Source organism: Campylobacter sp. CFSAN093259, from assembly GCF_012889985.1.
GTDB classification, from domain to species: domain Bacteria; phylum Campylobacterota; class Campylobacteria; order Campylobacterales; family Campylobacteraceae; genus Campylobacter_D; species Campylobacter_D jejuni.
The window spans coordinates 504,453-526,489 of sequence record NZ_CP040617.1 but is presented as its reverse complement, the minus strand read 5'-3'; the positions used below and the strand labels follow the sequence as shown (position 1 = coordinate 526,489).

General features: G+C 30.5%; 21 protein-coding genes and 1 other RNA gene. 4 read left to right on the top strand and 18 right to left on the bottom strand.

Going from position 1 to position 22,037, the window contains the following annotated elements:
* The first annotated feature begins 102 nt into the window (after positions 1-102).
* Positions 103-1,032 (top strand): DUF2860 domain-containing protein, encoded by a 930-nt coding sequence (locus FBF20_RS02770; protein WP_002890306.1) that lies wholly within the window; start codon positions 103-105, stop codon positions 1,030-1,032.
* Positions 1,033-1,079: 47 nt separating this feature from the next.
* Here FBF20_RS02770 and FBF20_RS02765 read toward each other — a convergent pair whose 3' ends face one another.
* Both FBF20_RS02765 and FBF20_RS02760 read right to left on the bottom strand, forming a co-directional pair.
* The gene (locus FBF20_RS02765) at positions 1,080-2,408 is read right to left on the bottom strand and encodes an MATE family efflux transporter (RefSeq protein ID WP_002890305.1); all 1,329 of its coding nucleotides are present in this window, start codon (positions 2,406-2,408) and stop codon (positions 1,080-1,082) included.
* Between the two features lie 180 nt (positions 2,409-2,588).
* The gene (locus FBF20_RS02760; protein WP_002890304.1) at positions 2,589-3,524 is read right to left on the bottom strand and encodes an NAD(P)-binding domain-containing protein; all 936 of its coding nucleotides are present in this window, start codon (positions 3,522-3,524) and stop codon (positions 2,589-2,591) included.
* A gap of 70 nt (positions 3,525-3,594) precedes the next feature.
* On the opposite strand from FBF20_RS02760, the gene FBF20_RS02755 reads away from it, so the two are divergent.
* Positions 3,595-4,827: a glutamate-5-semialdehyde dehydrogenase gene (locus tag FBF20_RS02755; protein WP_002890303.1), complete on the top strand. Its 1,233-nt coding sequence runs from the start codon at positions 3,595-3,597 to the stop codon at positions 4,825-4,827.
* On the top strand, positions 4,824-5,909 hold the full coding sequence (locus FBF20_RS02750; RefSeq protein WP_002890302.1) for an FUSC family protein: 1,086 nt from the start codon (positions 4,824-4,826) through the stop codon (positions 5,907-5,909). Before FBF20_RS02755 ends, FBF20_RS02750 begins: the two co-directional genes overlap by 4 nt.
* Here FBF20_RS02750 and FBF20_RS02745 read toward each other — a convergent pair.
* From FBF20_RS02745 to efp, 6 genes are all read right to left on the bottom strand, one after another.
* On the bottom strand, positions 5,906-6,703 hold the full coding sequence (locus FBF20_RS02745; protein WP_002825067.1) for an amidohydrolase: 798 nt from the start codon (positions 6,701-6,703) through the stop codon (positions 5,906-5,908). The two genes, FBF20_RS02750 and FBF20_RS02745, sit on opposite strands and share 4 nt — an antisense overlap.
* A 10-nt stretch (positions 6,704-6,713) precedes the next feature.
* Positions 6,714-8,006: an SLC13 family permease gene (locus FBF20_RS02740; protein WP_168952599.1), complete on the bottom strand. Its 1,293-nt coding sequence runs from the start codon at positions 8,004-8,006 to the stop codon at positions 6,714-6,716.
* A gap of 118 nt (positions 8,007-8,124) precedes the next feature.
* Positions 8,125-9,129, bottom strand: a complete 1,005-nt coding sequence (locus FBF20_RS02735) for a DUF2891 domain-containing protein (RefSeq protein WP_002890294.1) — start codon at positions 9,127-9,129, stop codon at positions 8,125-8,127.
* Between the two features lie 9 nt (positions 9,130-9,138).
* Positions 9,139-10,092 (bottom strand): DUF979 domain-containing protein, encoded by a 954-nt coding sequence (locus FBF20_RS02730; protein ID WP_002858607.1) that lies wholly within the window; start codon positions 10,090-10,092, stop codon positions 9,139-9,141.
* Positions 10,079-10,771: a DUF969 domain-containing protein gene (locus FBF20_RS02725; protein ID WP_002856730.1), complete on the bottom strand. Its 693-nt coding sequence runs from the start codon at positions 10,769-10,771 to the stop codon at positions 10,079-10,081. The genes FBF20_RS02730 and FBF20_RS02725 overlap by 14 nt, the downstream gene beginning before the upstream one ends.
* Positions 10,772-10,930: 159 nt before the next feature.
* Positions 10,931-11,500: an elongation factor P gene (gene efp / locus FBF20_RS02720; RefSeq protein ID WP_002890292.1), complete on the bottom strand. Its 570-nt coding sequence runs from the start codon at positions 11,498-11,500 to the stop codon at positions 10,931-10,933.
* Positions 11,501-11,613: 113 nt separating this feature from the next.
* Between efp and rnpB the strand changes: the two genes are divergently transcribed.
* An RNA gene (gene rnpB / locus FBF20_RS02715) (RNase P RNA component class A) lies at positions 11,614-11,934 on the top strand.
* Here rnpB and FBF20_RS02710 read toward each other — a convergent pair.
* From FBF20_RS02710 to FBF20_RS02665, 10 genes are all read right to left on the bottom strand, one after another.
* Positions 11,932-12,207 carry a hypothetical protein gene (locus tag FBF20_RS02710; RefSeq protein ID WP_002776186.1) on the bottom strand — a complete coding sequence of 92 codons (276 nt, stop codon included), beginning with the start codon at positions 12,205-12,207 and terminating at the stop codon, positions 11,932-11,934. The genes rnpB and FBF20_RS02710 overlap by 3 nt on opposite strands.
* The gene (gene fliS / locus FBF20_RS02705) at positions 12,188-12,574 is read right to left on the bottom strand and encodes a flagellar export chaperone FliS (RefSeq protein ID WP_002776169.1); all 387 of its coding nucleotides are present in this window, start codon (positions 12,572-12,574) and stop codon (positions 12,188-12,190) included. Before fliS ends, FBF20_RS02710 begins: the two co-directional genes overlap by 20 nt.
* 11 nt (positions 12,575-12,585) lie before the next feature.
* Positions 12,586-14,517 (bottom strand): flagellar filament capping protein FliD, encoded by a 1,932-nt coding sequence (fliD, locus tag FBF20_RS02700; protein WP_002884515.1) that lies wholly within the window; start codon positions 14,515-14,517, stop codon positions 12,586-12,588.
* Between the two features lie 2 nt (positions 14,518-14,519).
* The gene (locus FBF20_RS02695; protein ID WP_002858519.1) at positions 14,520-14,885 is read right to left on the bottom strand and encodes a FlaG family protein; all 366 of its coding nucleotides are present in this window, start codon (positions 14,883-14,885) and stop codon (positions 14,520-14,522) included.
* 156 nt (positions 14,886-15,041) lie between these two features.
* Complete coding sequence (locus FBF20_RS02690; RefSeq protein WP_002867682.1) at positions 15,042-16,844, bottom strand: menaquinone biosynthesis decarboxylase; 1,803 nt, start codon at positions 16,842-16,844, stop codon at positions 15,042-15,044.
* Positions 16,841-17,764 (bottom strand): hydroxymethylbilane synthase, encoded by a 924-nt coding sequence (gene hemC / locus FBF20_RS02685; protein ID WP_002820769.1) that lies wholly within the window; start codon positions 17,762-17,764, stop codon positions 16,841-16,843. The genes FBF20_RS02690 and hemC overlap by 4 nt, the downstream gene beginning before the upstream one ends.
* Positions 17,761-18,150: an FxsA family membrane protein gene (fxsA, locus tag FBF20_RS02680; protein ID WP_002854991.1), complete on the bottom strand. Its 390-nt coding sequence runs from the start codon at positions 18,148-18,150 to the stop codon at positions 17,761-17,763. Before fxsA ends, hemC begins: the two co-directional genes overlap by 4 nt.
* On the bottom strand, positions 18,147-19,856 hold the full coding sequence (locus tag FBF20_RS02675; RefSeq protein ID WP_020837007.1) for a proline--tRNA ligase: 1,710 nt from the start codon (positions 19,854-19,856) through the stop codon (positions 18,147-18,149). Before FBF20_RS02675 ends, fxsA begins: the two co-directional genes overlap by 4 nt.
* The gene (gene hemA, locus FBF20_RS02670; RefSeq protein WP_052792835.1) at positions 19,840-21,138 is read right to left on the bottom strand and encodes a glutamyl-tRNA reductase; all 1,299 of its coding nucleotides are present in this window, start codon (positions 21,136-21,138) and stop codon (positions 19,840-19,842) included. Before hemA ends, FBF20_RS02675 begins: the two co-directional genes overlap by 17 nt.
* Positions 21,138-22,031, bottom strand: coding sequence for a hexaprenyl-diphosphate synthase (locus FBF20_RS02665; protein WP_002858511.1), 894 nt, complete (start codon positions 22,029-22,031; stop codon positions 21,138-21,140). Before FBF20_RS02665 ends, hemA begins: the two co-directional genes overlap by 1 nt.
* Positions 22,032-22,037: the final 6 nt, after the last annotated feature.

Genomic DNA, 22,037 nt, shown 5'->3' with positions numbered 1-22,037 from the left:
TTAAATTATAAAACTTAATTTTTTTATAAATATTTAATGTAATATTAGTTACAATTATAAATGTAATTTCATTACAAACAACAAACATTTCAAGGAGAACATTTGAAAAAATATTTATTTTCCTGTGTTTTAGCCTCCATTTTAACCCAATCAGCTACGGCTGTAGAATTTCAAGAAGGTTTTAGTGGAAATTTAAGCATAGGTGTGGGTGCAAGGGATATTAAAAGTAATATTTCAACCTTGGCAAACAGTGATTATCTAAGCAGTCACAATGCTGATAATTCAGACTCCTCTTTCATTCCTTTTATCGGTGCAGAACTTTACTATGGTAATCTTATAGATAATGATAGAATTTTTATTAAAAACTACAATGGAAGAGATATCAGCGGTATAGCTTTAGGCTACGAAAGAGCTTATTTAGAGCGTTTTAGCACTTCTTTTTCTGTAATTTCCTCTTTAAGAGAAAAAGCTTATGCAAATCCTTATGTAATAGGAAATAGAGAAGAAACTGATGTTGATAGATATGGTTTTAAAATCTCTCAACTTTATGAAAGTGATTTTGGGAAATTTACCACTTCATATTTATTTAGCAAAAACAAATATGATAAAGACACTATCGCACAAAGCTCTTTAAAAAGGGAGGGGTATTATCACGAATTTGAATTAAACTATAATTATAGCTTATTAAACCTAGGGTTAAATTATGATTACAATGATGCAGACGGAAAAGCTCAAAGCTATTCAAGATATGGTTTTAGCATAGGAACAAATTTGGCTTTTGCTAATGATTACATCTTCACTCCAAATTTAAATCTTAGCAAATATGAAGCAGTAGGAACTGATCCTATCTTTCACAAAAAACAAGATGGTAATATAGTTAAGCTTAATTTAAAAGTTGTTAAAAATCAATTTTTGGGTTATAACGGACTTTATGGTTTTGCAAATTATGGCATAGAAAAAAGAAATAGCGATATAGGATTTTATGATGAAACCTATCAAATTGTCCTAACTGGTATAGGATATAAATTCTAAAAATTATAAAAAAGCTCCTTTGATAAAATTTAAAAAAGATCTATCTCCTATAAAGATAGATCTTTAAAAATTCTTTTAAGAAAAATCCAAGCTAAAATCAAAACACAAAATTCAGCAAAAAATGGACTTAGCCATACTCCATTTAAACCCATAAAACAAGATAAAAACAAAAGAAAAAACAAAGGTATAAATAAATTTTGCGCCAAACTTAAAACCAAAGAAAAGCTTGCCTTATTAAAAGCTGTCAAAAAAGAACCACTTAGAACATTAAACCATGCAAAAAAATAATTAAAAGCAAAAAGCATCAAAGCTGTATAAGCAAAAGTTTTAAATTCTTGATTGTTTTCTTTTGTAAAAAGCGTGATTAAATTTTCTCCAAATATCAATATAAGCACTATAGAGAATAAAGATAAAAATCCCCCTGCAAAAAATACCACTTTTACAATAGCTTTGATTCTTGAAAAATCTTTTTTAGCATAGTTGTAACTAAGCGCAGGCTGCATTGCATCACCCATAGCAATAATAAGCATTATAATAAAACTATCAATATATAAAACTATAGAAAAGGCTGCCACGGCTTGAGTATCAGAAATTTTTAATAAAACAAAATTTGCAAAAATACTATATAAAGATCCTGAAATATTGCCAAAAAACTCACTGCTTCCGTTATAAAGAATATTTTTAAAAATTTTTAAATTCATGTATAGGCTTGAAATTTTAAGCTCTAAATTTTGAAACAAGAAAGGAAAAATTCCAAAAATACCACCTAAAACAAGCCCCAAACAAGTTGCAAGAGCAGCTGAAAATAAGCCCCAACCCAACTCGACTATAAAAATATAATCAAGCACTATATTGCTTAATGCTATAATTACATTCATTACCATACTATAAGCAGTTTTTCCGCAAATTCTTAAATAATTATCCAAAGCAAAAGAAAGCATAGTAAAGGGTGCAAACAAAGCAAAAACAAACATACATTCTTTAGTCATCGTTTTAATCTCATCGCTAACATTTAAACAATCAATCAAAACAGGTCCTAAAAAATACTCCAAAATTCCGATAAAACAAGAGATTATAAAGATAATCAACATACTTGAGCTAAATATCTTTCTAGCTAAATTCTTCTTGCCTAAACCTAAATGCATAGAAATTTGCACTGCTGATCCTATGGCTATCATATCAGCCAAAGCAAAAGACATCATGATAAAGGGAATAATCAAGGCTAGTGCCGCTAAAGCATCACTTCCTAGATATTTTCCAACAAAAATTCCATCAACTATATAATAAAAAGAAATAAAAGCCATACTTATAACATTTGGCACGGCACATTTTACAAAAAGCCTAAAAGGGCTTAAGGTGCTAAAAATACTTGACATAATAATCCTTAAAATATTTAAAATTAAAAATATTTTAAACCGCTAATAAAATGCCAAAAGTCCTAGTATGTAAGAATTTAAATAAAGTAATTTCGCAATAAGTTTATTAATATTTATTTTATTTTGCATATGAATTTTCTAGATTAAACTAAAATAAAAATTTAGCCCAAAGGCTAAATTTTAAAGCACAGAAAGAATTTTCACAGCGTCATTTAACCCTGTAACTATACTTGCTCCATTTTTAGTAGCAATATCTCCTGCTACAAAGATGCCTTTAACATTGCTTTGTTTGTTTTCATCCATTAAAGGCACGCCTTTATCATCAACATTAATCCCACATTTTTGTAAAAAATCAAGTGGAGTAGAACCACCAATAGCATAAATGATTCTATCATAAATATCGCTTGTACCATCGGTAAAATTTACTTTAGCTTTGCCGTTATCATCTTCTACTTCATTAATGTCAATTCCTAATTTTAACTCTACCTTACCCGAATTTCCAGCTTCGTGAATATCTTTAAGATTTATATCATTTAATCTTGTAAATTCTTTTTTACGATAACAAAGGCTAACTTGATTTGAATTTGCCAAATCCACAGCGTATTCTGCTGCTGAATTTCCGCCACCTACAACAAGAATTTTTTCATTTGCTAAAACTGAATTGGCATTAAAATTAATGATTTTTGTTAAAGTCATAGGAAGTTTGTAATCAGGTTTATTAGGTTTACCCATTCTACCTATAGCAACAATAATGTTTTTACACTCATAAACACCTTTAGCTGTACTTACTAAAAAAACTCCATTTTCATTTTTAACGCTCTCAACTTCAGAACCAAATTCAACTTCTATATTGCGCTCTTTTAAAGCGTTTTGAAAAGTTTCTATAGTGCTTTCTTTGGTGCCATCTTCAAAAGGAACATGTCCGTGATTGGTTCCTTCGCATCCCTTATAAGCTTTATCTACTCTTTTGCCATCCTTATAAAATTGCATTAAAGTTTGACAAATGTTATTTGATTTTTCTAGTATCAAAACTTCTTTGTTTTTAAGCTTGGCTTCAACTGCACAGCCTATCCCTGTTGGACCTGCACCTACTACAATTAAATCTATTTTTTTCATTTATATTTACCTTTCAATTCTAAATTTTTTTGTATAATTTATCAAGTTTTTTGTAAATAAAGGATTAAAAATGCGAAATTTGCTTGAAAATATTAAGAAAAATTCTCAAAAACTACTTAACTTAACACCCAAAGATAAAGAAAAAATTATTCTAAAATTAGCTCAAATTTTAAGAGAAAATTTCAAAATTATCCTAGAAGCAAATAAAAAAGATATGGCAAATTTCACAAAAAGCGGAGCAATGAAAGATAGGCTTTTGCTAGATGAAAAACGTATTTTAGCTCTTTGCGAAGGCCTAGAAAAAATCGCTTACATCGAAGATCCTATAGGCAAAATTTCTAAAGGCTGGAAAAATTATGCGGGTTTGAGCATACAAAAGATGAGCATTCCTTTAGGACTCATTTGTGTTATTTATGAAGCAAGGCCTAGTCTTAGCGCTGAAATCGCAGCTTTAATGATAAAAAGTTCCAATGCTTGTGTATTTAAAGGCGGAAGTGAAGCAAAATTTACAAATAAAGCCATATTTACTCTTGTTAATAAAGCACTTAAGGAATTTGATTTGCAAGATTGTTTTGCTATGTTTACCCAAAGAGATGAAATCTTGCAAATTCTAGCCTTTGATGATTTAATCGATGTGATCATACCTCGCGGAAGTTCAAATATGATACAAGAAATTGCAAACAATACCAAAATTCCTCTCATTAAGCAAAATAAAGGCTTGTGTCATGCTTTTGTAGATCAAAGTGCTAACTTAGATATGGCTTTAAAAATAATCCTTAATGCAAAGTGTCAAAGAGTAAGTGTTTGTAACGCTTTAGAAACGCTTTTAATCCATGAAAAAATTGCTAAAAATTTTATAAGTCTTTTAATACCTGAATTTGAAAAATTTAAGGTAAAAATTCACGCCCATGAAAATGCTTTGGTTTATTTTAATAACTCAAATTTAGAAATTTTTAAAGCAAATGAAAATACCTTTGATACAGAATGGCTTGATTTTGCTTTAAGTGTAAAATTAGTAAAAGATTGCGATGAAGCTATAGAGCATATCAATAAACACAGCTCCTTGCACTCTGAAACCATTATCTCAAATGATGCTTCAAATATCGCTAAATTTCAACGCCTTATAAACTCATCTTGTATTTATGCTAATGCTTCAACGCGTTTTAGCGATGGAGGAGAATTTGGCTTTGGTGGAGAAGTTGGAATTTCAACCAGCAAATTGCATGCAAGAGGTCCTATGGGGATTGAAGATATTTGCACTTATAAATATATAATCAATGGGGAAGGACAAATTCGAGAGTGAATAAAATAGAAATACTAAAGCAACACTTTAAAGAAATTGCTAAATTAAATTCAAGCGAACAAGTTTGGCAAATGCCTTTTTTTGCGGCTTTAGGCGTGGGTATAGTTTTAGGGCTTAGTGTATTTTTTGGAAAATTAAACTATGGACTCATTGCCATGATAGGAGCTTTGTCTTTTTTATATGTTCCAAACACTCCTTTATATCATAGAATGGCTGTTATGATGTGCTGTTCTTTTGGCATAGTTTCTAGTTTTTTCTTAGGAATTTTAACTCATTTTTTGCCTGCAATTTTTGCCTTCATCCCTATAGGAATTATGGCCATGGGAAGTTCTATTTTAATTAGATACTATAACATTGGTGCACCTGGATATTTTTTCTTTGTATTTTCTTGTATTTTAGGAGCTTATTCTCCTTTTGAAGCTAAGGATTTTATCTTTTTAGTAGGTCTTGTTTTTCTTGGAGCAATGGTAGCTAATTTAATGGCTTTGTTATATTCTATCGTTGTGATTTATGGATTTAAAAATGCTTTACCTAGCGAAATTCCACCTAGAGAATACATAGGTTTTGATGCAGTTTTTGTGGATTCTTTGATCATGGGTTCTTTTGTGGCTTTTTCTATATTTATAGGAACTTTTTTAGAACTTGAAAGAAGTTATTGGATAGCCATTTCTTGCACAGCTATTATGCAAGGTGTAACTTTAAATTCTATATGGATTAAACAAATTCAACGCATCATAGGAACGGCCTTAGGAGTATGTTTTGCATGGTGGCTTTTATCTAAACAATTTCACGATATAGAGCTTATTTTACTTATGATGTCTTTGTTTTTTATAGGACAATTTTTAGTCAATCGAAACTATGCTTTAGCTATGATTTTCTTTACTCCTTATGCTACTTATCTTTCGGAAGCAGCTAATTTTATGAGTGAAAATGCAGATAAATTAATACTCGCTCGTTTAATTGATGTTGTAATAGGAAGCATTTTAGGGCTTTTAGGTGGTTTTGTGATTTACAAACCTTATCTAAGAGTGCATTTTGAACGCATTGCAAAATACATCTTTAGGATAAAACAAAAAGCTTAAAAGCCAAATAAAGCACAAGCATTATCCCCTAAAATTTGCTCTTGTTCTTTTTTAGATACGACAACTTCATTAAAAGCCACTAGAGCCGATGAAAAATTAATATTTGCTTCAAAATTTGTATGTGGCCAATCGCTTCCAAAAACAAAATTGCTAAGTGGAAAATGTTCTTTTAAAATTTCATATATTTTCTTTGCAAATTTTACAGCTTGTTCATTATTAGCATAGTCTATTTTTGCTCTATAAAAACCGCTAATTTTAAAAAATATTCTAGAGTTTTTTAAGCAAATTAAATCCTCTAAATTTGTTAAGTTTGCATTAGCTCTTGCTAAATGATCGATAACAATATTACAACCATAAGGAATTAAATTTTCAACAATATCAACAAGATTATTATCTAAATCTCTTTGAATTTCTATTTGCATTTTAAGCTTACTTAAATTTTCAAAAAATTGAGTCCAAACCATACTTTTAAAATTTGGCAATTCTTTGCCAATTAAATTTAATCTAACTCCACAAGCTTTTCTTTCTTTTAATTTTTTAAGCTCATCAAATTTAATATTTTCATCAACCACAACTATAGCTTTTATATTTTCATCTTTTTCTATACTCTGAAGCAAAAATTCATTATCAATACCTAAAAAACTTGGCTGAACTAAAACCCCTTTATTAAAATCATAATGATCTAAATTTGCTTTATAATCTTTAAAACTAGCGTCATAATCAGGCTTATATCTTGCATTTGCAACCGTATTTAACTTTTTCAAAAATATATGTGCGTGAGTATCAATCTTCATTAAATTATCCTTATAAAATAAAACTCATTATAATAGTAGCTAAAATCGCCGCTATAAATCCTATAGGCACAGCTTTAATAAGTAAATCTTTAAATAATTTTTCCTTATATTTATCAGGGCAAGATCCTAAAATTAGACTTCCTCCAGAAGAAAAAGGAGAAATAGCAGAAGCTTGAGCCCCTACAACAATACAAGAAAAAAGCAATACCTCGCTTAATCCACTGCTTGCAGCAATGCTTGGAACTATAGGAAAAAGCGCTGGAGTAACCACACCCAAAGTACTTGAAAAAAGCGACATAAGAGCTGCAATAGCACACATTATTAACGGAATAAAAATCACATTGATCTCATTTTCTACAAGATCTGAAAATAATTTTATAGCCCCTGCTTCAACTGCTATGCTAATTAACATCCCTACTCCACAAATCATTATCAAGGTTCCCCAAGGAATTAAAGCAACAACTTGTTTCTCATCGGCTAATTTTAAAAATAAAGCAATGGCAACAAAAATCATGGCTATCATGGCTATATCTATTTTTTTATTAAAATAACTAATTGTCTCATTATGTGGAAAAATAATATTTAGCACAGGAAAGATTAAAACAACAACAATCATCATAAACATGAGAATTAAAGTAGTTTTTTGTTTATAATCAAATGGATCAGGTTTTGAAATAACACTAATTTTTATATTATTTTTAAAAGCATTAAACACAAAAAAAGATAATACCACAATAGGCAAAATTATAGTAAAAGCAAAAATAATACTAGAATTTACAAAAGCTTCATTTGCTTCAATGCCTGAATTTTCCATCAATCCTCGAAAAATAATCCCACTTTGAGAAGTCATAAAATTTGCTCCTCCCAAAGCACCATAGTTTATAGCCATAGCTCCAGCAATTTTGCTTAAACCGATTTTATCGCAAAGTAAAAAAGTAAGTGGTGCCATAAAAGCTAAAACTGTATAAAAACCTGCTCCTAAAGCAGCTATAATAGCACTAACCACAAAAATAACAAAAGGAAGCAAATAAGGATGATTAGCAAAACGATACATCAAATGTCCAGCTAATTTTTCAAGAGTTCCATTTACGGTTGCAAAATTATAAAACAATGAAACAGCAAAAATAACAAAAAATATAGAAATAGGCCAAAAAGCTATGATTTTTTTAGGAGCTAAATCCATAAAAAAAGCTCCTATAATATAAGCAAAAATCATAGCAAAAATTCCAACATTATGTCTAGTAATATAGCCCAAAATAATAGCCACTATAATACTAGAGATGATTAAAAAAACTATTATCATCCTTTAAAATATTATAGGGCTTATAATATCAAAAAATATATTTTTCAAAGCATAAAAACAAAATCTAAATTTAAAAAATATCTATTTAGTAACAAATTTACTCATCTTATGAAATTTTTTATAAAATATCCACATCCATAGCAAGCAAAGCAAAGCTTCCTAGCCAATGCGACCCAAGATAATCATCTTCTATATGAGCTATGGCTTTATCAAAATGCTCTGTAGCATTGTTTCTTAAAAGAATTTTTAAATTTTCATCGCAAGAATTTGAAAGTATTTTAAAACACCAAGCACGACTTAAATTTAACCCATCTAAATGTGCTATTTTACCATCGCTCCTATCACTCACACTCACAGGGGTAAATAAAGTTGCAGGCTCTTTTGCTTCTAAATTTGGCAAATATGCTTTAAAAAATTTTACAAAATCATTTTTATGTAAAACAGCACTTAAAAGCACCGCTTCCATCAAAACAGGAGATAAAAACTCATCTCCACAAGGCTCTAAAGCTTGCATATTTTTATCATTTAAAAACCACTTTTTAGCACTTTGGATGATGCAATACTCCAATTCTTGATCTTTTTTAAATCTTGCATATTCTAAAGCAAAATACAAAGCAAAAGAGCTATTAAAATGGGTTCCAACTCGTATAGGATAATCCATCTTAGGTAAAAACTCCTTAAATTCTTTAACAAAGAAATCAGCTATGCCTTCTAAATTTTTAGCCCAAATTTCAGCTTTGTCATTTTCTTTAGCAAGTAAATTTATCTCCAAAGTCAGTTTTAAAAACCATCCCCATCCATAAGGTCTTTCAAAACCTTTGTGTGCAGGGTTTTGAAGATATTTAAGCTCTCCTTCTGCTTTTTCTTTGCTAAATTGAGAATCTAGAGCTTTGATGATTTCATCCTTTGGAGCAAAATGAGAAAAATCTTTTAAAATTTTCACCAAAAGCCAGTGAGAATGTACGCTAGAATGCCAATCATAAGAACCATAAAATATAGGATACATAAGTTTTGGCGGTTTAATATCATTGATATCATTAAAAGAATGTGTAATTTTATTTGGCAATTCTCTAAAAATATTTTCTAGTGCAATAAAGCTAAATTGTTTTATAAATTTTTCCATTGTTTCTCCTTAAAATCTAAAAGCTAAAAAATACATTAAAAAGATATTAGCCACAAGCAAAACAAGTCCTGACATAAACTGGGCTTTAATTACGCCATTTTTATCATCCAAATTTAAAAGTGCCGCAGGAACTATATTAAAATTTGCAGCCATAGGCGTCATTAAAGTTCCGCAAAATCCACTAAGCATTCCAATCGCTCCTATAATAGCAGGATTTGCATGCATTTGTATGATTAAAATCGGCAAAGCAATAGCAGCAGTAATCACAGGAAAAGCTGCAAAAGCATTGCCCATTACTATAGTAAAAAGCGCCATAGCGATACAATACACAGCTACTGCAATAAAAGCATTATCTAAACTAATATAACTAGATAAAAGTTTAGATACTTGATCGCCCATTCCTGTAGAAACAAAAACTACCCCAAGTGTAGCCAAAATTTGCGGTAAAAGCGCTGCCCAACTAATGTGATCCATAGTATGTGCTGCATCTTTAACAGCTCTTTTAGGAGAAGCCTTAAACATAAAACAAGCAACTACTGAAGAAATAATTATACCTATAATCAAAGCCATCAATGTAGCATTTTTATTTTCAAAAAAACTCAAATAGGGAAATAAAAAAGTCCCAATAAGTGTAATCAAAGGAACCATTAAAGCAGGAATAAAAAGTTTATTTTTATAAATATTTGCATGTTTTATCTCATATTCTTTTTCTTCTTTGCTAACTTCGATCTTTGCTGGTTTTAATAAATTAAATCCTGCTATAAGTGCTAGTAAAATCACTATACAACCCATCACAAAATGAGGCAAAACTCCTGCTAGTAAAAAAGTAAAACTATAACTTATCCAAAATACCCCGCCGCTTATTCTTGATTTTATATCTTTAGCTTGATTAGAAAAACTTAAAATTCCAAAAACTAAAAATAAAATTCCTACAATATAATAAAGTAAATCAAGACTTATCATCACTCAACCCTTTATAAGTTTTTTCCAATCTTTTATCAAATAAATAAAGTCTAGAGCAATGGATAATTAAAGCCAAAATTCCAGTTGGTATAGCCCAAACTGATAAATGCAATGGCTCAACAATAATACCATTGCTCTCATAAAAAGCTTTAATAAATAAAATAGAATGCACGGCTATAAAAATATCCTCTCCAAAAAATACAGCAACATTATCCGTTCCCGCAGAAAAAGCTTTGATTTTTTGACTATCTTTATGTGTTAAGTTTTTAAATTTAAGCTTAGCTGCAGCTTCTGCCATAGGGGCTATTAAAGGTCTTATCATCTGTGCATGTCCGCCTAAAGATAAAAGCCCTAAAGCTGCAGTAACTTGTCTAAAAACAAAATAACACATTAAAATTCGTCCTGTACTGGCAACTTTTATTTTGGATATTAAATTTTTAGCCTGCTCTCTTAAGCCTTTGCGTTCCAAAACAGCAAGTAAAGGTAAAATAAGCCAAATTATAGCAACATAGCGATTATCTACAAAAGATTTTCCTATATCACTAACAACCTTAACAAAATCAAAACCTGAAACAAGTCCAGCATAAATTCCAACTGAAGTTACCACTAAAAAGGGGTTAATCTTTAAAGCAAAACCTAAAACAATCAAAGGTATAGAAGCAAGAAGTAACCATTCCATCAACCATCTCCACAATATGAATTAGAAATATTATAGAAATTTTAAATTGAAGAAAAGTTTAAAAAAATATTTTTAAGAATGGAATGAGAAATTAAGTAACAAAATAAATTTTATATAAATTTAAAAAAGCCTTGGAATAGTCCAAAAGCTTTTTTTGTATTATTTGTTCGCTCTTTCTATATACTCACCACGCACAGTATCAACGCGTATAACTTCACCTTCTAACACATGAAAAGGAATTTGCACTACTGCGCCTGTTTCCAATGTAGCCGGTTTTTTATTTGATCCTTGAGTATCACCCTTAAAATTTGGAGCTGTTTCGATGATTTTGAGTTCAATAACTTGTGGAACTTCTACGCCGATAGCTTTACCATTATGGAAAAGCACATCTACCATCATACCATCAAGCATCCATTTTTTCGCCTCACCTACATCATCATCACTAATAGCTACTTGTTCATATGTTTGCGTATCCATAAATTGGCAATTTTCACCATCATCATAAAGATACTGCATAGTTTTATCTTCTAAATTTGGAGCTTCACATTTATCACCTGCATGGAAAGTTTTTTCAAGTACTTTACCATCAATAAAAGATTTGATTTTAATACGCACAAAAGCAGGACCTTTGCCTGGTTTTACATGCTGATACTCAACTATTTTAAAAGGAATTCCATCGATTTCTATTTTAAGTCCCTTTTTTAAATCACCCATTGAATAAGATGCCATAAATTTCCTTTGTTAAAAAATAAAAAACAATTTTATCAAATTTTGATTGATATCACAATAAAATTATTTTATTTGATGAAAAAATAAGTAAAATTACGTTAAAATCCAAATTTAAAGCATAGTAAATGCTCGCTTCTTTTTAGGAGAGGAAAGTCCGAGCTGCTAAAGACAAACATTCCATCTAACAGATGGCTAGGGTAACCTAAGGGATAGTGCAACAGAAAGAAAACTACCACGCAAGTGGAAAAGGTGAAACGGCGGGGTAAAAGCCCACCAGCGATTTTGGTAACAATTTCGGCTATGTAAACCCAATGTGCAGCAAGAAGGGATGGTTAGCGTCTTTGTTTTAACCCTTCGCTTGATTTTGTTTGCAAAAACAAAACTAGATAAATGAGCATTCAAGACAGAACTCGGCTTATCGCTATGCTTTTTTAAGATTTAAAATATGTCAACGCTTTTTGAAATTTTTGAATTTCAACAGCTTTTGTTTTTTTCTTTTGTTCAATCAGTATAACAGCTTCTTGCAAAAGAGCTTGAACTTGATAAAATACATCATTTGCATTTTCTTTTAAAAAATCTTCTGAAGGCGATTCTTTGGCTAAATTTTTAATAAAAGCTTTCATATCAAGTTCATCAAGTAAATTTTCAAGTTTATTGACATCTTCTTGGATTAATGCAAGTTTAAAATCACTGAGCCACTGTTTCATTGTTATGCACTTCTCTCCAAGCTTCTAGCAAACCTTTGGTTACATTTATAACTTCATTGATTCTATCTTCGTTATTTTCTAAATTTGCCAAAGATAAAAGTTGAATTTCTCTTGTATAAAGCCCGCTTAAATAATGTGCCACTTCTCCGCCTTTTTCATAGTTTAAAGTATTAATAAGCTCTATAAAAATAGCCGTGGTTCTTTTTACAAAATACACTCTTTGTTCTATATCTTCATTTCTTATGGCTACTTTAGCTCTTGCACAAAAACGCAAAATTCCCTCATAAAGCATTTCAATAAGTTTTTGCGGGGACTCTATCCCCACTTGATTTTGAGAATAAGCATTATAGGCTAAATTATTTTGCATCTTTTTTATCCTTAATTATTAGAATTGTTTGCCGCATTAATCATATTAGTCACAGTATTTAGCTGTTGATTGAGTTTATTTAAAATACTCTCATATTGCAACCATTGATTCGCCATTGTATCATATCTTGTATCAATCATAGCCTGAGTCGAGTCTTTAGAGGTATTTAATGATTTAATATCATTTGTCAAACTCTCATCATATTTTGTAATTGAACCGTCTTTTCCAGTCATCTCTTGCAACGTGGCTTTTAATTTTGAAAAAATACCTTTACCTTCTATAGGCTTAGAGGTTATATTTACATCAGACAAACCTAATTCCTTAAGAATGCTACCATCTCCTTTGATTGAAAAATCCGAACTACCATCTCCACTAAAATTCAACCTAAACCCTGTAACATTGTTTTGATTATAGGATTCAACCTTAACTTTTAAGCCTTCAATACCTTTACTGTTTATATGATTAGCTAAATTTTGAAGCAATTCTTCCTCTGTTTTCCCTGTTAATTTAAAATTAGTACCATCAGAATTTTTAGATAAATCATATGTTTGATTATTAAAAACTATAGTAAAATCTCCTGGTTTAAATGCTAAACCATTAGTATTACCTCCATTGGAATTAAGATATTTACTTAAACTTCCTGTCTTAATTACCTCTCCTGTGTGATTAATGTCTTCGTATTTAGTAATATTTGAAAAAAAACTTTCAGTAGAGTCTGGATCTTCTTTAACTTTTTGTTCAAATTTAGAAGAATCAAAACTCAAAGTGCCTGCATCATTTAAACTTAAGCCAAAATCCTGCATAGAAAGCATAACCTTAGTGTTTACTTTATTACCATTTGCATCTTCAGTAGTTCCATCAACAACTTGAGAATCAAACAAATCAGCAAGAATGCTTGAGCGTATTGAATTTACTTCACTGATGCCTTGTAAAGTTCCTTTTGTTCCAGTTTCACTATTATAGTCAGTTGCAGCATTAAGATTGGTTACTAAATCATTATAAGCATCCACCAAATCTTGCATGGCTTTTGTCACACCTTCAAAATCTTGCTGTACATCAAAATTAATTTCACCTGTTTTATTTAAAGTTAAAGTCATTCCTACACCAAGATCGGTAACAGTATTACTTGATCTAAACATCTTAATACCATCAAGTGTGAATTCTGCATTTTGCGCAGTTTGGATATGCAAAGAAGCATCCTTAATACCATAACCTTTTTTATCCTTAGCTGGATCAATAGTCTGAGTCGTTTTATCTAATTCCCATCCAAGATTTGAAAATATTTTTTCTGCCTCTGGATCACTTTGATACTGACCCTGCGCATCTTTTTTTCCAGCATAGAAACTTATCGCACTGTCTTCGCCTGTTTCTTTACTGGTTAAAGTTAAGCGGTAAGGAGTGCCTTTCTCTCCTGTGTTTACAATCTTAGCGACAATCTCTCCTCCACTAGCTTCATTAATTTTATCAGCTAAATCTCTATAGGTTGTGTTTTTATCTACCGTAACAGTATATTCTTTGCCATTTGAAAAAAAAGTAAGATCGGTGGTTCCAGCTAAATTTGCATTAATAAAACCACTGTCATTTGCCAATCCTTGACTTTGATATACATCTTTTTGTGCAAGTTGAGTAACATTGATATTCATGCTTTGTAAAGCAACACCCGAATTAACTGTAAGACTTGCTGGAGGATTATCGCTAATACTTCCTACAACTTTTCTTTTCGCAAAAACCGTAGCATCAGCTAATGATGAAACAGCCGTCTGAAAACTTAGTAATTTAGTTTTGATTTCTGTTAAATCTTTTTGTTTGGTTGTATTTTCTTCAATTTTTTTAGTATAAGGATCAATACGAGCTTTTTGCTCTGCTTCTTTTAATTTATCTATAGTATCTTGAGTTAAAACCCCAGAACCAAATCCTAAACTAGATAGACTACCAAATGCCATTTTTAACTCTCCTTATCAAATATCATTCCTATCACATCCCTAAAATACTCAGCTAATCTCATAGCTTCTTCGCTAGGAATTTGACGGATTTCCCTTCCAGTACTTTTTTCAGTCACGCTAATATACATAGAACCGATTTTATCACTATAACCAAAACGAACATTGGTATCTAGAGAATCCATTTGCTCATTTAACTTTTTTGTAATATCAGCTAACTTTTCACTCACACCTCGTTGCTGTCCATCATCGCCTCCTTGGCTTTGACTTCTATCGGTTTGAATGTTTAAACTAGCCTGTGTCTCACTTGTTCTTTGGCTAATGTTTGCCAAAGCTGTATCCATTTGCCCATTTGCCTTCGATATTTCCATTTTAAAATCCTTTTTAAAATTTCCTATTGCTAGTTAAAAGCTTATATCGACAAATTTATAAATTTATGAACACCTATAAAGAAAATTTTATTTTTCAATAATAAAAAAATAATAAGCAAAAACTGTGCCAAAATTTTAAAATAAATCTCAATTATCTTAAAAAATTTCAAATTTATTAAAAAGATCTGGATTATTTTCTAAAATATTACGCAAGATCAAATCTTCTATCACGCTTTTAGTGCAATCTGTTTGCTTAGGCCAAGCTCTTAAATAACCCTCAGCTTCACCTTTAGCACTTGCATCTACTCCAAGTCTTTCTTCTTTGATAAAAATATCTCTTTTAGCATCTATATTATTTACCACACGCCAAACAAGCATATAAGAATTTTCAAGCTTATTTTCAGCATCTAAAAATACTAAAATCCTAAAATGTTTTTTAAATTCTAAAAGTTTGTCAAAACTTTGTTCGATTTTTTCTTTTTTATCAAGCAAAATACAAACTATAGGACTTTTACTTTCTTTATAAAATTGCTTTAAATTTAAAAGTTCTACCTTAGTTTTAAAAAGTTCTAGTAATTTTTCATCTTCTAAAATTTCAAGCTCTTCAACTTGTATTTCTTCGCAAGCATCAAGTCCTGCTTTACCCCCAAAACAAGAATTAGGTGAAGCATGATCTAATTGATCACAAATTCCTTCTGAAATTAAAATTTTCTTTGTATTAAAACGATCTAACATATAAGGAATTAAAGCATCATAATCTTTCAAAGAAGGTGCATTTTTATCCACAAAAATTGCATGCTTAACAAAACTCATTTGCCCTACTCCCCAAAATGCATGCATAATTTGTTGCGCATGAGCGGGATATTTTGCATCGATTTTTGCTAAGATAAGATTATGAAAGACCCCATTTTCAGGCATATTATAATCAATTAAATCAGGTACTGAAGTTTGAAGCAAGGGTAAAAAAATTCTTTCGGTACCAAGCCCCATGATCTTATCTTCTAAAGGAGGCTTTCCTACAACCGTTGCTTGATAGATCGCATCTTTTTTAGCATAAATTTTTTCTACTTTCATCACAGGAAAAAGTTCAGCAGGAGTATAAAAACCCGTATGATCTCCAAAAGGACCTTCGATTTTAAACTCTTCTAAATCCACATAACCTTCAATAACCACATCACTATCATAAGGTATAAAAATACCATTTTCACAAGGAGTAATTTTTGCAGGAGTTTTTTTAATAAAACCATAAAGTAAAAGTTCAAAAATTCCCTTAGGTAAAGGTGCTTGAGAACACCAAATATAAAGCGGATCTCCACCTATGGCTATACTTACAGGCATTTTTTTAAAACCAGCATTTTTGTATTCGTGATAAAAATTTGCCCCATCTTTATGAATTTGCCAATGCATTAAAAGTTCATTTTTATCACTCATTTGCAAACGATACATTCCAAGATTATTTTGAGTTTTATCTAAATTTTGTGTATAAACTTGCCCCATGGTAATAAATTTACCCGCATCATCTTCCCAAGTTTTTAGTATGGGAAGTTCTTCAAGTGAGTTTAAAATTTCATAATCATACAAGGCTTTATTTTTTTTCAGTCTTTTAGGAGGAATATTTTTAAAACTTAACAAATTCATAAAAAAATCCATTTTTGCTTTAAAACTCGTAGGAATATGAAGCTTGGTGAGTTTTGAAATTTCTTCAGCCACCTCTTCATAATCACGTCCAAAAGCTAAATTTAAAGCCTTTTCATTGCAAAAAGTATTCATCAAAACAGGAAATTTATATTGTTTATTTAATTTTTTATCTATAGGATTTTTAAATAATAAAGCCTTCCCTTTTTCTCCTTTTTTAGCTTCTATATAGGCTAAATGAGCGATTTCAAGATCTACATCTACAGGTTCTTCAATTACCCTTAAAAGATCATTTTCTTTTAAAATTTGAATAAATTCTTTCATATCATACTCTCAGCTTTTTTTAAAAGTTCTTTAGCACCTTTAGCAATAAACTCCTTAGCCAAACTCTCTCCAAAACCTTTAAAATCATTCTTTTTAATCATTCTCTTATCTTTTAAAATTTCACTTCCATCGGGTAGTCCAAGTACCGCACGCACACAAATTTCATCTCCCAAGAGCTCTGCGTTAATACCTATAGGAACTTGACAACCTCCTTCTAAAGTAGCAATAAATTCTCTTTCAATGCTTGTTTCAATCAAAGCATTTTCATCATTTAAACATTTTAAAAGTTCTAAAATTTTTTCATCATTTATGCTTTCAATACCTAAAGCTCCTTGAGAAGCCGCAGGAATAAGCTCATCTTTGCTAAATTCATAAACAAAATTCACTTGCTTATCTAAGTTTAAGCGTTTAATTCCCGCCATTGCCAAAATAATCGCATCAAAATCATTATTTTTTAATTTCTCTATACGAGAATTGACATTACCACGCAAAGAAATAATATCTAAATCAGGTCTTAATAATAAAAGCTGCATCTTGCGTCTAAGACTAGTAGTGCCTATTTTTGCACCTTTTGGTAAAGAAAGAAAATCTTTATAATTTTGACTTAGCATAGCATCATTGCTTTGCTCTCTTTTGCTTACCGCTGCCAAAACTAAACCTTGAGGAAAAAAACTAGGCACATCTTTTAAACTATGCACTGCTAAATGTGCTTCTTTTCTTAACATACTTTCTTCAAGTTCTTTTGTAAAAAGTCCTTTACCACCAATTTTTGCCAAAGGAGAATCAAGCAAAACATCGCCTTTTGTTTTAAAACCTTCTAAAAGCACTTCAATTTGATGTGTATTTTTTAAAATTTGGGCTACATGTTCACTTTGCCAAAGAGCTAATTGACTTTTTCTTGTTGCAATAATAAGCTTCATTTTCTATCCTCTATAATTTCAACATCAATAATTTCTTCATTAGAATTTTGATACTCTTGCTTGGTGTATTGATATTTTGATTTAGTTATTAATTTCAAAGCAATACCAAAGAAAAATACAAAAATTCCAAAAACACTTGTAATAATCCCTGGAAAAACAAGTAAAAACCCTGCGATAACAAAAGAAAATTGTGTTAACATATCCTTTAAGCCACCCATTTGAAATTCAAGCATATTTTTCCAAAAAATTCCCAATAAAACCGCACCAAAAATCATACTCAAAAGTATGAAAAATAAAAAATTACCAAAACCAAAAAACACTATAAAAAGTATACTTGCAATAATTTCAAGTACAAATAAAGGACTTAAACTTAATTTATAATTCATAACACTTTCTTTTTAAGAATTTCCATAAGTTCATCAGTTTTTATAAGTTCTTTTACCAAATCTTCTCTTTGGATAAGCTCTATTTCATTATTTTCTAATCCCTTGCCAATAACTAACGCATAAGGAAAACCCATAAGTTCAAAATCATTCATTTTAACCCCAAAACGCTCATTTCTATCATCAAGCAAGACTTCTAATCCAAGATTAGTTAAATCCTCATAAAGCTTATTGGCAAATTCTAAAGCCTTTTCATCTTTGAGATTTGAAACAATAATTTCAAGCACAAAAGGAGCTAAAGTTTTATTCCAAATACATCCTTTTTCATCATGACTTGCTTCAATAGCTACAGCCAACAAGCGTGAAACACCTATGCCGTAACATCCCATATAAAAAGGCTGACTTTTGCCATTTTCATCTAAGAAATTTGCATTCATCGCTTTGGAATATTTTTGTCCTAGCTTAAAAATATGGCCTACTTCTATACCTTTACTTTGTTTTAATTTTGCTCCACATTTAACACAGCAATCCCCTTCTTTAACTTCAATCAAATCTTTAAAACGATCTTTATTTAAATTTACAACATCAATACCGATTAAATGATAATCTTTTTCATTCGCACCCATAATCATTTGCTTTTCGTTTTCAAGCTCAAAATCTATATAAAAATCTATATCTTTTAATCCCACAAAACCTATAAAACCAGCTACTAAGCCAGCTTTTTCCAATTCTTCTTCGCTCGCATCGACTAGTTCAAGGGCACTGCAAGCATTTTGAGCCTTAACCTCTTGCAAATCATCACTTCCTCTTATAAAAAACACAACTAATTTACTTTCATTTTCATAAATAGCTTTTTTTACCACTGCTTTAATCGTATAAAAAGCATTAATTTTAAAAAATTGTGCTAAAGAATCTATAGTTTTAATATTTGGAGTGTGAAATTTACTTGCATAATTTGCTTCAGGACGCTCATCTTGACAAGTTTTTTTAGCTCTTTTTGCAGCTTCAACATTAGCCGCATAATCACAATTTTCACAAATTAAAATATCATCTTCCCCATTTTTTGCTAAAACCATAAATTCCTTAGAGCCACTTCCACCAATAGCCCCACTATCAGCTTCAACTGCTCTAAAATCAAGCCCCATTCTTTGTAAAATTTGAGAATAAGTTTTATACATAAGCTCAAACTCACGCCCTAAATCTTCTTCATTAGCATGAAAACTATATCCATCTTTCATTAGAAATTCACGACATCTTAAAAGCCCAAATCTAGGCCTTGCTTCATCACGAAATTTAAGTCCAATTTGATATAAATGCAAAGGAAGTTGTTTATAGCTTGTGATTTTGTTTTTTACCAAAGAAAGCATAGCTTCTTCATGTGTTGGACCTAAAACAAATTCATTTTCTTTTCTGTCTTTAAAACGCAAAAGTTCTTTTCCAAAAACATTATAACGCCCACTTTCTTGCCACAAACTTGCAGGAGTGATAAAACTAAGATTTACTTCTTGTGCTCCAGCCTTATCCATTTCTTCTTTAACTATATTTTTAATCTTATCTAAAACTCTTTTTCCCAAAGGCAAGAAATTATAAAGTCCGCTACCAATTTGTTCTACAAAACCTGCACGCGTTAAAAAAATATGACTAGGTAAACTCGCATCTTTTGGCGCTTCTTTTAAACTTGGTGCATAAAATTTAGTAAATCTCATCATTATTCTCCATATCAAATTCACATTTATATTGATTTAAACCTTCAAGATTATTTTGCAAATCAAAAACATAACGCATAGCATTAATCACTGTATCGCTTTGCATTTTACCTTGTAAATGTTTCAAATTCATAGTAGGCGTGTGTAAAAAAGCCTTAAAAACTTGATGAATCAACTTTCTAGCCTCTTCTTTATCAGATTTTTTCAAATATCCTTTTTTTAACGCAATTTCAAGTTGTTTATCTGCATATTCTTTAGCTTGCAAGCGTATAGCTTTGATAATAGGCATCAAAGCCAAATCGTTTAAATACCTAAAAAATTCACTTGTTTCACGACCTATTATCCCATAAGCCATACGAGCTTCTTGTTCTCTTAGTGCTAAATTTTTTTGAACCACAATTTCAAGATCATCTACAGCAAAAACAGATATATTTTCATTTTCATTGATATCAATATCCCTTGGAACTGCAATATCAAAAAAATACCTTTTATAAGAAAGTTCTTCTATTAAAGAATTTGTAATAATAGCATTTGGTGCATTGGTAGCTGAGAAAAAAAACTCGTATTGATTTAAATATTTTTTTAAATTTTCTAAACTATCATATTCGCTTAAAACACCAAGTCTCTCACACAAATCTTTAGCTTTTTGTAAATCACGATTTAAAATAATCACCTTAGCACCCGCAGCAATTAAATGTTTTGCCGCGAGTTCTCCCATCTCTCCAGCTCCAATAACAACAGCTTTTTTTTGCGTTAAATCTGCAAGTTCTTTTGCTTTTGCCACGGCAACGCTAGCTACAGAAATAGAATTTTTAGAAATTTGAGTTTCATTGCGTACCTTAGCAGCACATTTAAAAGCACTATGTACTGCTCTTGAAAGGTGTACTCCACAAAAATTATTTTTTACAGCAAAAGCAAAGGCATCTTTTAATTGTCCTGCTATCTGAGTTTCTCCAACCACCAAACTATCCAAAGAACTTGCTACAGAAAAAAGATGGTGGATTGCTCCACTATTTTCAAAAATATCAGCTTTTTCAAGTAAAATATCTTTATCAACATCACAAAGTAAAGCCAAAGATTTAACAATAAACTCCGCACAGGCCATTTTTACAAAAGCAACAATTTCAACACGATTGCAAGTACTTATAACCAAACATTCTTCAATATTTTCATGAGTGCTAATGATTTTTAAAAACTCACTTTTTTTAGCTTCATTGGAAAAGCTTAACTTTTCCCTTAAGGCAATATCTGTATTTTTATGAGTAAAAGATATACAATAATACATTAAAATTCCCTATCTATCATAGCTTTAATAATATCATTAAGCTTGTTATTATCATATTTTTCAATCGCTTTACTAGCCTTTTTTGCATAAGTTTTAGCTTCTAAAATAGCTTTTTCTAAAGCTTTTTGTTCTTCAAATTTAGTTTTTAGCCACTCTTTTTCATTTTCATTTAAATCTTTTTTAAATAAAGTCTGCAAATATATCCTATCTTGTTCTTGTAAATTTTCATAAAGATAAATATAAGGTAAGGTAGTCTTACCCTCTTTAAAATCATTCATAGCAGGTTTTCCAAGAATTTTTTCATCACTCTTAATATCTAAAATATCATCAATCATCTGAAAAGCGAGTCCTAAATTTTTTCCATATTCTGCAAAATCTTTTTCATATAATCCAGCCAAAATAGCTCCGCATCTCGCACTTGCTTCGATCAAAACAGCTGTTTTATTATAGATCATTTTCAAATAAGCTTCTTTATTGATATTAAATTTCTCTCCCAAATCAACATCCATAAGTTCGCCTATAGCAAGCTTTACAACAGCGTCTGAAATAATACTTGCAAATCTAGCATCCATTTTACTTAATTCATAAAAGGCTTTTGAATACAAAATATCGCCCAACATAAGAGCATTTTTTGTACCAAATTCAGCATTAACAGATCTTGCCCCACGCCTTAATTCACTCTCATCGATAATATCATCATGTAATAAACTAGCAAGATGTATCAATTCTATAGCTGCACAAATTTTAAAAGCAATCTCACTCTCATCTGCGATAGCTAATAATAATTTAGAGCGTAATTTCTTTCCTGATTTTACATTTGAAAGCATATTTAAAATAGGTTCATAGCCAAGTTCTTCTAAAAACTGTTTTATTAATTCATCTATTTTTTGCACTATCTT